13 protein-coding genes are annotated in these 15309 nt (G+C 64.4%); 6 read left to right on the top strand and 7 right to left on the bottom strand.

Translation table 11 applies throughout. From position 1 onward, the window contains the following. Window positions 1–14 precede the first annotated feature (14 nt). The 5 genes from XH85_RS26985 to XH85_RS26970 all read left to right on the top strand — a co-directional run bounded on the left by XH85_RS26985 (window position 15) and on the right by XH85_RS26970 (window position 3570). The gene (locus XH85_RS26985; protein WP_128934236.1) at window positions 15–626 is read left to right on the top strand and encodes a hypothetical protein; all 612 of its coding nucleotides are present in this window, start codon (window positions 15–17) and stop codon (window positions 624–626) included. Beyond that, complete coding sequence (locus XH85_RS26980) at window positions 613–1233, top strand: GNAT family N-acetyltransferase (protein ID WP_128934235.1); 621 nt, start codon at window positions 613–615, stop codon at window positions 1231–1233. Before XH85_RS26985 ends, XH85_RS26980 begins: the two co-directional genes overlap by 14 nt. 25 nt (window positions 1234–1258) lie before the next feature. Further along, entirely contained in the window at window positions 1259–1822 is a 564-nt protein-coding gene (locus XH85_RS26975) for an isochorismatase family protein (RefSeq protein ID WP_128934234.1), read from the top strand. A 32-nt stretch (window positions 1823–1854) separates the two neighbouring features. After that, entirely contained in the window at window positions 1855–2022 is a 168-nt protein-coding gene (locus XH85_RS45400) for a hypothetical protein (protein ID WP_164940438.1), read from the top strand. Window positions 2023–2187: 165 nt separating this feature from the next. Then, window positions 2188–3570, top strand: a complete 1383-nt coding sequence (locus XH85_RS26970; RefSeq protein ID WP_128934233.1) for an aspartate aminotransferase family protein — start codon at window positions 2188–2190, stop codon at window positions 3568–3570. Window positions 3571–3784: 214 nt separating this feature from the next. Here the strand turns inward: XH85_RS26970 and rnd are convergent, their stop codons facing one another. The 6 genes from rnd to XH85_RS26935 all read right to left on the bottom strand — a co-directional run bounded on the left by rnd (window position 3785) and on the right by XH85_RS26935 (window position 11126). Further along, a complete protein-coding gene (rnd, locus tag XH85_RS26960; protein ID WP_091892896.1) occupies window positions 3785–4933 on the bottom strand; it encodes a ribonuclease D in 1149 nt (382 codons plus the stop codon). Window positions 4934–5348: 415 nt separating this feature from the next. Further along, window positions 5349–6683 (bottom strand): ABC transporter substrate-binding protein, encoded by a 1335-nt coding sequence (locus XH85_RS26955; RefSeq protein ID WP_128934232.1) that lies wholly within the window; start codon window positions 6681–6683, stop codon window positions 5349–5351. An 11-nt stretch (window positions 6684–6694) separates the two neighbouring features. Further along, complete coding sequence (locus tag XH85_RS26950; protein ID WP_128934231.1) at window positions 6695–7564, bottom strand: carbohydrate ABC transporter permease; 870 nt, start codon at window positions 7562–7564, stop codon at window positions 6695–6697. Next, window positions 7561–8511, bottom strand: a complete 951-nt coding sequence (locus tag XH85_RS26945; protein WP_164940437.1) for a carbohydrate ABC transporter permease — start codon at window positions 8509–8511, stop codon at window positions 7561–7563. Before XH85_RS26945 ends, XH85_RS26950 begins: the two co-directional genes overlap by 4 nt. 1 nt (window position 8512) lies before the next feature. Then, the gene (locus tag XH85_RS26940; protein ID WP_128934229.1) at window positions 8513–9361 is read right to left on the bottom strand and encodes a phosphodiesterase; all 849 of its coding nucleotides are present in this window, start codon (window positions 9359–9361) and stop codon (window positions 8513–8515) included. Between the two features lie 286 nt (window positions 9362–9647). Further along, window positions 9648–11126 (bottom strand): protein adenylyltransferase SelO, encoded by a 1479-nt coding sequence (locus XH85_RS26935; RefSeq protein WP_128934228.1) that lies wholly within the window; start codon window positions 11124–11126, stop codon window positions 9648–9650. Window positions 11127–11314: 188 nt separating this feature from the next. Here XH85_RS26935 and aspS point away from each other — a divergent pair, with 188 nt between their 5' ends. Continuing rightward, window positions 11315–13087: an aspartate--tRNA ligase gene (aspS, locus tag XH85_RS26930; protein ID WP_128934227.1), complete on the top strand. Its 1773-nt coding sequence runs from the start codon at window positions 11315–11317 to the stop codon at window positions 13085–13087. Between the two features lie 120 nt (window positions 13088–13207). Here aspS and XH85_RS26925 read toward each other — a convergent pair whose 3' ends face one another. Further along, complete coding sequence (locus XH85_RS26925; RefSeq protein WP_245473575.1) at window positions 13208–15301, bottom strand: hypothetical protein; 2094 nt, start codon at window positions 15299–15301, stop codon at window positions 13208–13210. Window positions 15302–15309 lie beyond the last annotated feature (8 nt).

Below are 15309 nucleotides of genomic sequence, written 5' to 3'. Positions count from 1 at the left end.
GGGGCGATCTCGGTATGGAAAGAGGCTCGTTTGCCGCAAGGCATGATTTGGACGCGCTGCCGCTGAGCCCGGACGTGGACGTCCGTTGCGCGCAATTTTCCGAAATCGCCGCGCTTTCGGAAATGGCGCATCGCCTGGTGCCGGGCGTGCAGATCGGTTCAGCAGAGCTTGCAAGATATTTCACCTTCGATCCTCAGAGCATCCTGACTTTCAGCCGGAAGGGCCGTCTGCTCGGCGGCATGGCCTTCCTGTTCCTCAATGATCGCGGACACGATGCGCTGCTGCTCGACGAGATCTGCCTCACCGCGCCCGAGACGCGCTATCTCGCGTCCGCAAAAGACGACGTCGCGGCCATCTACATCTGGGCGATCGCGACGACAGGGCGCGGTATCGCCGGTCTCGGCAAGGCCGCGGCTCATCTGCGACAGCTAAGGTTTCGCGGTGCCGATTGCTATGCGCAGCCGTCAACTGTGGCCGGACGCGACATCATGAAGGCGACCGGCTTTGTGCCTGTCCCAAGCTTCCAACCCGACCTCTGGTGCTACGAGCGCCCCTGGCATCGCCAGCCGATGCGCATGCCGGGTGCGATCATCCAAGCAAGGAGTTTTGCAGATGCACGGTACTAGAATTCCTCTCGCCAAGCCCGACTCCCGCGCCATCACCATCCGTCTTGCGCGCGATCCCAGCGATCTGATGTTGGTCACCGCGATCCGCTCTGCGGTCTATCTCGCCGAGCAGGATTGTCCGTTCGAGGAGGAGTTTGACGGCAACGACATGGTCGCCGCGCATTTCATCGGCTTCGTCGGCAACGAGCCCGCGGGCTGCCTGCGGGTGCGCTTCTTCGGCGATTTCGCCAAGGTGGAGCGGCTTGCGGTGCGTCACCAGTACCGGCGCTCGCGCGTCTCGTTCAAGCTGGTGCAGGCAAGCGTCGACTATGTGAAGCGCAAGGGCTTCCGCAAGATCTACGGCCAGGCGCAGGACCGGCTGGTCGATTTCTGGGCGCATTTCGGCGCCAAGCCGCTCGGCTACAACCGCAAGATCACCTTCTCGGATTTCTCCTACACGGAGATGCTGCTGGAGATCGAGCCGGGGCCGGACGCCATCACGCTGGACAGCGATCCCTATGTGATCATCCGGCCCGAAGGCGATTGGGACCGGCCGGGCGTGCTGGATGCCTCGGCGGGGCGGGCGGTGACTTCGCCGCTGCGGGATCTCGCGCTCGCCGACCGTTGAAACAGGTGCAGCTGCGCGCAAGACAATGCCGGTTTCCATCCACGATGATCCGCCGATCCTGATCTGCGCGGACCTCCAGGTCGAATATCTGACCCCTGGGCGCCGCCACGTCATCCTCGACGGCGATGCCGCCACCGAGCGCTGCCTGGAACTGCTGACGCTGTGGCGCAGCAATCTCTGGCCGGTGATGCATTTGAAGCGCATCGCGCAGGCGGCCTGGTTCAATCCGGCATCCAGGCTGACCGATTGGATCGGGGAGGCGAAGCCGCGTCCGGGAGAAATGACGTTCGAGCATCCGCTGCCGTCGGCCTACAGCTCGTCGCGGTTTGTGGACTACATGTCCAATATCCACAATGTGCGCTGCGTGCTGGCCGGGTTTTCCCTGGACGAGACCATCCTGGCCACCGCCGTGGACGGGTTTCACCGCAGCCATCGCTACGAGGTGGTCGCCGACGCCGTGGCCTGCCGGCAGCCGGGCACCGGCGATGCCGCCGCCTACAAGCGTGCAGTAGTGAATGTCATCGGGAATTTTGCTACGATCCATTCCAGCGCCGAACTGATCAGAACCAGCGGCGCCGTTGCGGTGTAGGCGGCCGCGATCGGCGGGTGGGGGTCGAAACATTGTCACGGGGAGAACAGCTCAAGGAGCTGGCAAGCGATTTGTCGCGTGCCGTCGAGACGGCGCGCCGCGTCGGCTTGCCCACGACGGTCTATCTGCTCTCGATGGCGCTCGTTGAGGTGAGGGAGGCCGCCGCCGCTGACGATGGGGATGACGACGACGCGGCTTGAGAGCTGCCCGATCCCCGATATGCGGCTTTGTGCAACGCTGCTGAGCGCTTGCTGCCGACGAATTGGCGTTGCAAGCTTTGTCTCATCGCAATAGCCAAGTGGCTTGATCATCAAGTGATGACGCTGGCTGTGCCGGCGACGTCACGACTTTAGGGATCCCTGCAAATGTCCATGCTGCCGAATTCGCCAGAGGCCCGGGATGTGGCCTACCAGCTCCATCCCTACACCAACGCGCGCACCCATCAGCAGGCCGGTCCCCTCGTGATTGAGCGCGGCGAGGGTCCCTACGTGTTCGATGCCGCGGGCAAGCGCTATTTCGAGGCGATGGCAGGCTTGTGGAGCGTCGGGCTCGGCTTCAATGAGAAGCGTCTCGTCGATGCCGCACACAAGCAGATGCAGGCGCTGCCGTTCTATCATACGTTCTCGGCCAAATCGCACGGGCCCTCGATCGACCTCGCCGAGAAGCTGGTCGCACTCGCGCCGGTGCCGATGAGCAAGGTGTTCTTCACCAATTCCGGCTCGGAAGCGAACGATACCGTCCTGAAGCTGATCGCCTATCGCTCCAACGCGCTTGGCCAGCCTCAGCGCAAGAAGGTGATCAGCCGCCTGCGCGCCTATCACGGCGTCACCATCGCCTCGGCCAGCCTCACGGGCCTGCCGAACAATCACCGCTCGTTCGACCTGCCGCTGCCGAACATCCTGCACACGGGCTCGCCGCATTTCTACAAGGACGGCGCGCCGGGCGAGAGCGAGGAGGCGTTCGCGACGCGCCGGGCCGAGGAGCTCGACGCGCTGATCCAGAAGGAGGGCCCGGATACGATCGCGGCCTTCTTCGGCGAGCCGGTGATGGGGGCGGGCGGCGTTATCGTTCCGCCGGCGACCTATTGGGACAAGATCCAGAAGGTCTTGAAGAAGTACGACATTCTGCTGGTCGCCGACGAGGTGATCTGCGGCTTCGGCCGTACCGGCAAGATGTTCGGCTGCGAGACCTATGGCATTAAGCCGGACGCGATGGTGGTCTCCAAGCAGATCACCTCGAGCTATTTCCCGCTGTCGGCGATCATGCTGAACGACCGCATGTTCGAGCCGATCGCTGACGAGAGCAACAAGATCGGTGTGCTCGGCCACGGCTTCACCGCGGGCGGCCATCCCGTCGGCTCGGCGATTGCGCTGGAGAATTTGAAGATCATCGAGGAGCGCGGTCTGGTCGCGCATGCCGCCGAACTGGGGAGCTACATGCAGGGCAAGCTGCGCGAGCTCGCCAGCCATCCGTTGGTCGGCGAGGTCCGCGGCGTCGGCATGATCGCCGCCCTCGAGCTCGTGCTCGACAAGGGGCGCAAGACGGCAGCCGCTACGCCCGGCGCTGTCGGCGGCATCGCAAGCCGCATGCTTCAGGAGCGCGGCGTGATCTCCCGCAACATGCTCGATGCCATCGCCATCTGCCCGCCGCTGATCGCCACCAAGGCCCAGATCGACGAGCTGGTCGCGGCGATCTCGGGTGTGCTGGAGGACATGAAGGGGGAGGTGGCGAAGCTGACGCCGGGGTAGGATCGAGTCTGTCAGTGTGGCCGAAGCAGCCAGCCACATCCACCGGTATCGTCCTGGCGAAAGCCCGGACCCATACCGCGTGATCTATCGATCGGGGTTCGTAGAAGTACCGAATGGCGAATCTTCGCCAAACTCCTCCCAGGGGTAATGGGTCCCGGCCCCCCGTGCGCAATTGCGCACTAGGCCGGGACGACACTGAGGGGAGGGCGCGGGCCTACGCCCGCTGCACCCCGACCACGCGGCCCTTTTCGATCGCGAGCGCCAGCTCGCCGCGCTTGAGCTTCAGCGCGGCATCGCCGAACAGCTCGCGGCGCCAGCCGCGCAGGGCCGGCACGTCGGCCTCGTCACTGGCTGCAATCTCCTCGAGATGGTCGACGGTGGCGATCACCTTGCTGGCGACTGCATGGCGCTCCGCGGTCATGCGCAGCAGCACCTTCAACAGCTCGACGATGGCGGCGCCATTAGAGTTGTTGCGCGGCTTCTCCAGCTTCGGCAGCGTCGAGAAATCCCGCGCCAGCCCGCGCTCGACCGCGGCGACGATGTCCGCGCCCCATTTGGATTTCTCAAACCCCTTCGGCACCGAGCGCAGATGGGCGAGCTTCTCCAGCGTGGTCGGCGCATGCGTTGCGATGTCGCTGATCGCTTCATCGCGCAGCACGCGACCGCGCGGCACGTCGCGGCTCTGCGCCTCCTGCTCGCGCCAGGCCGCGACCTCCATCAGTACCGCGAGGTCCTTCGGCTTGCGCACCCGGGTCTTCAGCCGCTCCCAGGCGCGCTCGGGGTGGAAGTCGTAGGTCCTGGGCGAGGTCAAAACCTCCATCTCGATGGAGACCCATTCGCTGCGGCGGCGCTTCTTCAGGTCGGCGTCAAGCGCTGCGAACACGTCGCGCAGGTGGGTGACGTCTGATACCGCGTAGTGCATCTGCTCCTTGGTGAGCGGCCGGCGCGACCAGTCGGTGAAGCGGTGAGTCTTGTCCGGGCGGTGACCGGTGACCTTCTCGACCAACTGGTCATAGGCGATGCTGTCGCCATAGCCGAGCACCATGGCCGCGACCTGGGTGTCGAACACCGGATGCGGGATGATGCCGGCCTGGTGCCAGATGATCTCGATGTCCTGGCGGGCGGCGTGGAAGACCTTCAGCACGCCTTCGTTGCCCATCAGCTCGAAGAACGGTTTGAGGTCGATGCCCTCGGCCAGGGCGTCGATGACGACGGCTTCCTCGGCGCTGGCCATCTGCACCACGCACAACAGCGGGTAATAGGTGGTTTCGCGCAGAAACTCGGTATCGACGGTTATGACGGGGTGCTTGGCCAGCCGGCTGCAGGCAGCCGCGAGGTCAGCAGTGGTGGTAATCAAATCCATGAACGGCCCATGACGAGATCATCAGCCGTTCTGCCGAAAGTGCAGTGATGTCAAGGGGCTCGATGCGAATTCAAGTCTTGCATTTGGGCCGAAATCGCATTTTTCCGACAAGAATCCTATTCGTAGCGGACCCGCTGCGAGGATTTCCGGGCGCACGGCAGCGCCACCACGAGCACGCACATGGCGACCAGAGCCAGTCCCAGGAACTCGAAAACCAACAGATCCACGGCGAAACCCCTCAGAAACATTGCTAAATTTGTCTGGGGTGCGTTGAGGGTCTGTTAATTCCAATGGTTACCGGCGGCGGGGCCGGGCTAATGGTGGACGGCAGGTTAACGGGCAGCGGCCGTCCAAACGAATTCGGCGCCCCGCATGACGGAGCGCCGAAGTTTGTTTGCGCGATGAGTTGCCGGCGTTACGGCAGTTTCAGCGACGTCTCCGCGTTGTAGGGCTTGAGCGTCTCGTCGGCGGCCTTCTGGGCGGCGGCGAGGGCATCCTTCGGCTGCTTCTTGCCGTTGAGGACCAGCATCACCTCGTCCTCGAGGTTCTTGCGCACCGGCACGGTCTTGTAGGTCGCGAACCAGGGCTTTGCGACGTCGAGCTGCTCGACGGCGGTCTTGGCGTCCGGGTTCTTGTTCAGGAAGTCGACCATGTCGGGCGTCTTGTAGGCGGCCATGTTGGGCGCGAAATAGCCGGTGGCGCGGCTCCACCAGGCGCTCTTCTCGGGCGAGGTCATCCACTTGATCAGGGTCCAGGCGGCCTTCTGCTTGTCGGCTTCGAGGCCGGCCGGAATGATCAGCGAGGCGCCGCCGATCGGCACGGCGTTGCGGACGTTGCGCGGGATGAAGGCGACCTTGTAGTTGAATTTGGCGTTGTCGCGCACATAGGTGAGCGAGCCCGTGGACAGCATCATCATCGCGGCGTTGCCGGAGATGAAGGAGGTGCTGACGGCGGGGCCAGGCGTAGCGCCGGGCGGATGCACCTTGTGCTTGGCGATGAGGTCGTTCCACCAGGAGAGCGCGCCGAGCATCGAGGGCGTGTCGTAATAGACCTCGCCGCCGAACTCCTCGTTGTAGTAGCGCCCGCCATTGGACATGGTGAGCGTTTCCATCATCCAGCCGCAATAGTCGTAGGCGCAGGGGATCGCAATGCCCCATTGGGTGACCTTGTCGCCCTCGCGCCTGGTGAGCTTCTTGGCCCAGTCGGTGAGCTCGGCCCAGGTCTGCGGCGGCTTGGTCGGATCAAGGCCCGCTTCCTTGGCCTTGTCGGCGTTGATGTAGAGCAGCGGCGTCGAATTGTGGAAGGGCACGCCATAGACCGAGCGGTTGATCACCGCGTTGCCCTGCAGCGCCGGGAAGAACTGGCCCAAGAACTTTTCCTTGGTGGTGCCGTCGGCGGCGATCAGAGAATCCAGATTGGTGAGCTCGTTCTCGATCTGCATGTCGAGCAGGAAGTTGGCCGACATGATCACGGCTGACGGCGGCTTGCCGGCCTTGATCGCGGCGCGCGTCTTGATCAGCGTGTCGTCATAGGAGCCGGTATAGACCGCGGTCGCCTTGACCTCGGGGTGGGTCTCGTTGAACTCCTTGATCAAGGTCCCCATGTCGCGGGCGAGCTTGCCGTCAACGGGGACGGGGAAGAACAAATCGATCTCGGTCGGGCCTTCGCCGGCGAGAGCCGGAAAGGCGAGGGCGCCGGCCATCGTGCCGGCAATGGCAAGGCCAAGCATGAGCCTGCGGGATAACAGCATCGGAAAATCTCCTATTTGATGCCTGAGGTGACGAAGGAGCTGATGAAGCGCTTCTGGAAGATCAGGAAGGTGACGAGCAGCGGTGCGATCACCATCAGCGTGCCCGCGGCGATGGTGCCCCAGGCCTGGGTGCCCTCGGCCGTCTTGGTGAAGACGGAGAGCCCGACCGTGAGCGGCCGCTTGTCCGGCGAGTTGATCACCATCAGCGGCCACAGGAAGTCATTCCAATGGCTGGTCACGGAGATGATGGCGAAGGCCGAAAAGCTCGGCAGCGACAGCGGCACGTAGATGTGGCGGATGCGCTGAAACAGACCCGCGCCGTCGATCAGCGCGGCGTCCTCCAGCTCGGTCGGAATGGCCTCGAACGCTTGCCGCATCAGGAAGGTGCCGAAGGCCGAGGCAAAGAACGGCATCATCACGCCGGTGAGCGTGTCGTAGAGGCCGAGCTGCGCGATCAGGCTCAAATTGGGCACGATCAGCAGCACCGGCACCAGCATCAGCTGCATCAGAAACAGGTAGAAGATCAGCGTCTTGCCGGCGAAGGCGAGCCGCGCGAAGGCAAAGCCCGCCAGCGTGATCGTGACGAACTGCACCAGCAGGATGCCGGTGCAGATGATGGTGGTGTTGAGGGTGTAGCGCGGGAAGTCGCCGATCTCCCAGGCATCCCTGATGTTGTCGAGCGTCGGCTTCAGGCTCGGCATCAGCTCGGCCATCAGGTTGATGCCGTCGGAAGCCGGGCGCAGGGTCGCCACGCCCATCCAGAGGAACGGGATCAGCCAGACCAGCGCGAGCAGCACGGTCAGCACGAAGCCGAGCTTTGGCGTGATCTCGCGGCGCGTGGCGAGCGGAGCATCCCTAAACAGACGGTCGATCAGATTCATGGCCCGCCCTCGCGGTTCGCTAGCGTGCGGAACGAAAGCGCGGTGAGGCCCATCAACGCGGCCAGCGTCAGCAGCGTCGCCGCCGAGGCCTTGCCGACGTCGTAATGCTCGACCGCCTGCTGGTAGATGTAGAACAGCACGAGATTGGTCGAGTTGGACGGGCCACCCTGGGTCAGGACGAAGACGTGGTCGACTTGCGTCACCGCATTGAGCGTCGCGATCACGGTGACGAACAGGAAGGTGGGCTTAAGCTCCGGCAGGATGATGTAGCGCAGGCGTTGGAACGGACCGGCGCCATCGAGATGGGCGGCCTCCATGACGTCCTCCGGCACCGCCTGCAGGCCGGCGAGGAAGAACAGCATGTAATAGCCGGCGTTCTTCCAGATCGTGATCACCATGATCGCTGACAGCGCGATGTCGGGGTCACCCAGCCAGTTCGGCAGCACCGGAAGCAACCGGCCGATGTTGTAGTCGAGCAACCCGACATTGGGCAGGAAGATGAACAGGAACAACGCGGATGCTGCCACCATCGGGATCAGCACCGGCAGGAACAGCGCGGCGCGAAGTGCGCTGGTCACCGCGTTGGTGCGCGCGAGCGCCAGCGCGAACAAGAGCGCGAGGCCGATGCTCGGGATCGCCGTGCCGACGGCATAGATGAGATTGTTGACGACCGCGCCGGTGAAGGCGGGGTCGGCAAGCACCGCGCTGACATTGTCGAGGCCGACGAAGCGGACGGGCGCTTTCGGCGTCGTGCGCTGATAGAGCGCATCGATGAACACGCGCCCCATCGCGCCATAGGTGAACAGCGCGAGGAAGATCAGCGAGGGCAGCAGCAGCAGATAGGCCGGTAGCGATGCCTTGAAGCCGGCGGCGAAGCGCTTCAGGACGTGCAGGCGCGGTGCCGCCGAGGTCGCGACCGGGAGAGCCGCGGGTTCGGCGAGGCTCATCTCACCGCGCCGCAAACTTGAGCGCATAGTCGCGGCCGTCCATTCCCGCAGGCGGGTCGAAGGGGAAGCGCAGACTGGTGTCGAGGAAGTCGTGGCTGTGCACGACCAGGTTCTCATCGTCGATCAGCACCACGCCATAGGCCGGCGGTTCGTGGCTCGCCAGATGCGGCGCGTTGGCATTGAGCTCGAACCAGACCTGATGGTTGGTGCCGCGTAGCGTCGAGAACGGGATCTTGCCGTAGCTGCCGAAGATCGGCCGGTGCACATGGCCGAAGAAGAGGTGGCGGATGCGGCTGCGATAGGGCGCGATCACCTCGGCGAATTCGCCGCGCTGCTTCAGCGCGATCTCGTCCATCGCGAGCACGCCGACCGGGAAGGGCGGATGATGCATGAAGACGACGAACGGCATGTCAGCGGGCGCTGCGGCCAGCGTGCTTTCGAGCCAGCCGAAGCGCTTGTCGCACATCTCGCCGGCGTGGCTGGTCTCGTCCAGCGTGTCGAGGAAGACGAACAGGCCGTGCTCGGTGGTGCGCGTCCCCTGAACGAAGCCATTCTGATCGCGCGGCGCGGACCGAAGACCGTCGAGGCAGGCCACTCGCTTGTCGTGATTGCCGACCATGGCGATGTAAGGCATCTTCAGCGCGGCCATCGCGTCTGCGAAATTGGCGTATGATTCAGGCTCGCCCCAATGGGTGAGGTCGCCGGTCACGACCGCGAAGGCCGCGTCGGACTGATGCTTGTTGATGTCGGCGATCGCGGCATCGAGACGGGCGCGCGGGTCGAGGCCATAGAGCTTCAGCCCGGGATTCGCGAGATGCGTGTCGGTGAGGTGGATGAATTTGAAGGGCATGGCGCGCGTGTCAGGTCTCTGGGAGGATGGTCGCCTCCGGCAAGACGGCCCGCCAGCCGGTTAGAGTGAGAGTGTTTCAGTTTGATGACAGTGGTTGCCGACGCGGCAAATTGTTGGTCAGAACGGCGAGTGCGGTCAACGGGGTCGTCTCGCGTTGCGGCATCGAGCCTGTCGCAGTGCGCAGAGTGGGACGACGCAGGTAAATCCATCAGCATCGCGAGTGCAGGGATGGTTGAGGCGCCGAGGAAGATGGGTGCGCTGCGCTCTACCCATCCAACGGCATTTCTCACGTCCCGCAGAACGTCTGCAGCACCCGTTGACCCGGCAGCGGGGGATCGGCGTAGGCGGCGTAGTCCGGCTGGTCGTCGAACGGCTTGGCCAGTACCTTCACCAGCTCCTCGAACGGCGCGTAATTGTCATCGTTGACTGCGGCCTGGATCACGGCTTCGACGCGATGGTTGCGCGGGATGAAGACCGGGTTGACGGCGTGCATGGCGGCTTTCCGTTCGGCCGCGGTCTGCGGCTCCAGGGCAATGCGCTCGCGCCAGCGCTTGGCCCACTCGTCGAAAACCGAGGGATCCATGAATTGCGCGCGGACGTCGGCGTTGCCGGACTCATCGCCTGTGGCGTCGCCGAGCTTGCGGAAGGTGAGGGTGAAGTCGGCCTGGTTCTTGGCCATGGCATCGAGCAGGTCCTGGATCAGGGCGTCGTCGCTGTCGCGCTCCGTGAACAGGCCGACCTTCTTGCGCAGGCCGGCCTGATAGGCCGCACTGAAGGTCTCGGCGAAGGCGCCGAGAATGTCCTGGGCTTCGGCGACTGCTTTCTCCTGATCGTCGGAGAACAGCGGCAGCAGGCATTCGGCGAGCCGGGTCAGATTCCACAGGCCGATGCGCGGCTGGTTGGCATAGGCGTAGCGGCCCATCTCATCGATCGAGGAGAACACCTGCGCTGGGTTATAGGCATCCATGAAGGCGCAGGGGCCATAATCGATGGTCTCGCCGGAGATGGACGTGTTGTCGGTGTTCATCACGCCGTGGATGAAGCCGACCAAAAGCCAGCGCGCGACCAGATCGGCCTGGCGCGCGACAACGCTTGCGAGCAGGGCGTGATAGGGCCGCTCGACATGCAGCAGCTCGGGATAATGGCGGGTGATCACGTGGTCGGCGAGCCGGCGGATCGCCTCGGTGTCGCGGCGGACGGCAAAGAACTGGAAAGTGCCGACGCGGATATGGCTGGAGGCGATGCGCGTCAGCACCGCGCCGGGCAGCGCGGTCTCGCGGATGACGTGCTCGCCGGTGACGACGGCGGCGAGCGAGCGCGTGGTCGGGATGCCCAACGCGAACATGGCTTCACTGACGATGTATTCCCGCAGGACCGGCCCGAGCGCGGCGCGGCCATCGCCGCGGCGAGAGAACGGGGTGGGGCCGCTTCCCTTGAGCTGGATGTCGCGGCGGACGCCGTCCTTGTCGATGACCTCGCCGAGCAGGATGGCGCGGCCGTCGCCAAGCTGGGGCACGAAATGCCCGAACTGGTGGCCGGCATAGGCCATGGCGATGGGATCGGCGCCGGCGGGAACCGCCTTGCCGGCCAGAATTTCGGCGCCTTCCGGGGTCTCCAGCGCATCCGGATCGAGCCCGAGCTGGACCGCCAGCGGCCGGTTCAGCTTGATCAGCCGGGGCGCCGCCACAGGGGTCGGCGCGACGCGGGCGAAGAAGCTGTCCGGCAGCGCCGAATAGGAGTTCTGGAAGGGGAAATGGACCGTCATGGCCTCAAGATAGGGCTGGAACGCGTGATGGCAAAGGCTCGGCCCTTGAAAATGGACGCATCTGGCCCAAAACAGCGCGTTCCCTTGGTTGCCGCCTTGGGCCTCGTCGGGTAAACCCTGCCGCAACTTCGGACCGGCCGTTACAGGCCGTCCGATTCGCTTCCTCCGACATTGATTTTGGGACGACCATGCATCGCTACCGGTCACATACATGCGGCGCGCTCCGCGAGAGCAACATCGGCGAGACGGTTCGCCTCTCGGGCTGGGTCCATCGCGTTCGCGACCATGGCGGCGTGCTGTTCATCGATCTGCGCGACCATTACGGCCTGACCCAGTGCGTGGTCGACCCGGACTCGCCGGCTTTCTCGCTGGCCGAGAAGCTGCGCTCGGAATTCGTGGTGCGGATGGACGGCAAGGCCCGGCGTCGCCCCGAAGGCACCGACAATGACGATCTGCCGACCGGCAAGGTCGAGATCTATGTCAGCGAGATCGAGGTGCTGGGTCCGGCCGGCGACCTGCCGCTGCCGGTGTTCGGCGACCAGGAATATCCCGAAGACATCCGCCTGAAGTACCGCTTCCTCGACCTGCGCCGCGAGAAGCTGCATCAGAACATCATGACCCGCATCGAAATTATCAAGTCGATGCGCAGGCGCATGGAGGGGCAGGGCTTCTTCGAGTTCAACACCCCGATCCTGACCGCGTCCTCGCCGGAAGGCGCGCGCGATTTCCTGGTGCCCTCGCGCATCCATCCCGGTAAATTCTACGCGCTGCCGCAGGCACCGCAGCAGTACAAGCAGCTGCTGATGATGTCGGGCTTCGATCGCTATTTCCAGATCGCGCCGTGCTTCCGCGACGAGGATCCGCGCGCTGACCGTCTGCCCGGCGAGTTCTATCAGCTCGACGTCGAGATGAGCTTTGTCACGCAGGAAGACGTCTTCGCGGCGATGGAGCCTGTCATCACCGGCGTGTTCGAGGAGTTCGCGAGAGGAAAGCCGGTGACGAAGGGCTGGCGCCGGATTCCCTTCGCCGAGGCACTGCGCAAATACGGCAGCGACAAGCCGGACCTGCGCAATCCCATCGAGATGCAGGACGTCTCCGAGCATTTCCGCGGCTCCGGCTTCAAGGTCTTTGCGCGCATGCTCGAAGACCCCAAGAAGCAGGTCTGGGCGATCCCGGCGCCGGGCGGCGGCAGCCGCGCGTTCTGCGACCGCATGAACTCATGGGCGCAAGGAGAGGGCCAGCCCGGCCTCGGCTACATCATGTGGCGTGAGGGCGGCGAGGGTGCCGGTCCGCTCGCGAACAACATCGGGCCTGAGCGCACTGCCGCGATCCGCGCGCAGCTCGGCGTGAAGGAGGGCGATGCCGCCTTCTTCGTCGCCGGCGATCCCGACAAGTTCTGGAAGTTCTCCGGTTTGGCCCGCAACAAGGTCGGCGAGGAGTTGAACCTCACCGACAAGGAGCGGTTCGAGCTCGCCTGGGTCGTCGACTTCCCGATGTACGAGTACAACGAGGACGATAAGAAGGTCGACTTCTCGCACAACCCGTTCTCGATGCCGCAGGGCGGCCTCGAGGCGCTAAAGGGACAGGATCCGCTGACCATCAAGGCGTTCCAGTACGACATCACCTGCAACGGCTACGAGATCGCCTCGGGCGGCATCCGCAACCACGTGCCGGAAGCGATGGTGAAGGCGTTCGAGATCGCCGGCTATGGTGAGCAGGAAGTGGTCGACCGCTTCGGCGGCATGTACCGCGCCTTCCAGTACGGCGCCCCGCCGCATGGCGGCATGGCCGCGGGTGTCGACCGCATCGTGATGCTGCTGTGCGGCACCACGAATTTGCGCGAGATCTCGCTGTTCCCGATGAACCAGCAGGCCATGGACCTCCTGATGGGCGCGCCGTCGGAAGCCACCACCAAGCAGCTCCGCGAGCTGCACGTGCGGGTGAACCTGCCGCAGAAGTGAGTGGCTATTCGCCTCTCCCCGCACGCGGGGAGAGGCCGCGTCACATCGAAGATGCGAGGCGGGTGAGAGGGTACTCTCCGCGATTCGATCTGCTGATCTTGGGTCCGCTCTCTCCACCCGTCATTGCGAGCGAAGCGAAGCAATCCAGAATCTTTCCGCGGAGGCAGCCTGGATTGCTTCGCTTCGCTCGCAATGACGGGAAGGGATTTTCGCCAGGTCAGCTGTCATCTCATTCGCAGCGATAAGCCCTACAACCCCTGTCGACGCCTCGATCCTGAACTGCGCCAGCGCGCTCTCCGGATCGCTTTGCGAGAGCTGCATCAATTGCATCAGCGGCAGCTTGGCGCGGGGCGTCAGCTTGACGGTCAGCGTCTGCCCGGATGTCTCGACGAAGCCGGCGAGCGCATCGACCGCCATTCTAACGTCGGCATTGGACGCCGCGATCTTCTCGCCTTGCGCCCTGATCATCTCGACGATGGCGCGGCGCGCGGCGTCGCGGCTGACATTCTGCATGCGTGAGAACTGCGCGACGACGAGATCGACGACGCCGCTGTCGCGCAGCGAGAGTTCGAACGCACCGGCCTCCACCTGCGCCGCCTGACCCATCGCCTGCGCCGGATCAGTCGTGAAGAGGCCGCGCGGCACATTGGCGAGTGCGAAGCGGGCCTGCGCTTTGGCGAGGTTGCCGAGATCGATCGTGGCCGGCATCAGAGCGAATGCGCCTGACGACTCCGTCCAGGCGGCGCCGAGATCGAGGTCGATCGCGAGCTTGTCGACGCCCGCCATGACCAGCGGCCGCTGCGCCGGATTGGCGGGATCGGTCGGGGTGACCATTTTCACGACCAGGCTGGCCTTGCTCGGGATCGATCCGACAAGCTGGCCCCAGTTCAGGCTGACCGTGTCGATGGTGACGAACTGGCGCGTGTTCTTATAGGGCGCCACCACGCCCTTGATCTCGGCGCCTTCGAGCACGCGGAACAGGCCCAGCAACTGATCGGGCGAGGGCGCCTGCCCGTGACCGCTGAGGCCTGCCGCCCAGCGCATCAGGTTTGCCGCGCTGAACGATTTCGACGCGAAGCGCTCCATCTTGAACTGCCCCTGTGGGGACGGCGTATCGATGCCTTCGACCGCGAACTCGCCCTCGCGGTATCTGACGGCGTTGATCCTGGCCGTCCCTTGCGGCGTGCCCATCGAGGTCTTGCCGACCTCGATCTTGCCGATGCGAAGGCCCTCATAGAACCCGGCGAACTTCCCCATCATCTCGCGCGATTGCGCTTGTGTCGGGAGGACCGACCGATCCGTCGGCATGAGCGCAACGATCTCGGCCGGCCGGAATTTTGACGGCTGCACCGCGATGTCCTCGAAGGTGATCCCGTCGATGTCGATCCGCATGCCCTGGGTTGATTTGAGCACATAGGGGCCGGCCGACATCTGCCGGTAGACGCGGTGGTAGCTGGCATCGCCGGCCTTCTGCGGATCGAGCGCCGCGGCGATCGCGGTCGCGTCGAAATCGTTGACGATGATGTTGGAGAGATCGCCGGTCAGCTTGTCCTGCTTGCCCGGCTGCGGCACGTCGATGGTGAAGACGGCCCGGTCCGCCCTCATTGCATCGATCTTGCCGTGCTTGAGATGCTGGATGGCCAGACCGGAATAGGCGACCTCGCCGCTGCCGGCGGCGCTGCCGCTCGCATCGAAGCTCATCGTCAGCGTCGGAGCCGTGACTGACGATGCCGTGACGCTTGCGTACTGATCGAGCACATAGCGATAGATGTCGATCAGGGAGCCGCCTGTCGGCACATTCCCAGCGTGCAGGGGGCCGGCATAGTCGCGCAGGGCGAGTTGCGGGATCTTGTAGGACGCCTTCAGCTTCGTGGGGCCGACCGGGTTCAGTGCGACTTCGAAACCCGTGACGTCGATGCTGTCGGCCGAGAACCTGATATCGTCGATCAGGCGGACGTCGGTGCCTTTGATGCCGGCGATCTTGATCTGCGCCTGCTCGCCAGGAGCGATCGCGATGTCCTCGATCGTCACCGTGCGAGTGGGCAGATCGAAATCAATCTTGCCATGGCTCGCCTTGCCGCCGCTCGAACGGATCCTTTCGAACGCCGCCTCGACCTCCGCGGTGGCGCGATGCTGGGCATAGAGATTGAGGCCGAACCATCCGCCCGCTCCGAGCACGGCTGCCACGATCAGGCCGATCAGGATTCGCTTCATTCCCTTGC

This window comes from Bradyrhizobium zhanjiangense (genome assembly GCF_004114935.1).
GTDB classification, from domain to species: domain Bacteria; phylum Pseudomonadota; class Alphaproteobacteria; order Rhizobiales; family Xanthobacteraceae; genus Bradyrhizobium; species Bradyrhizobium zhanjiangense.
The sequence above is the reverse complement of the archived record's forward strand: the minus strand, read 5'-3'. Positions and strand labels throughout refer to the sequence as shown.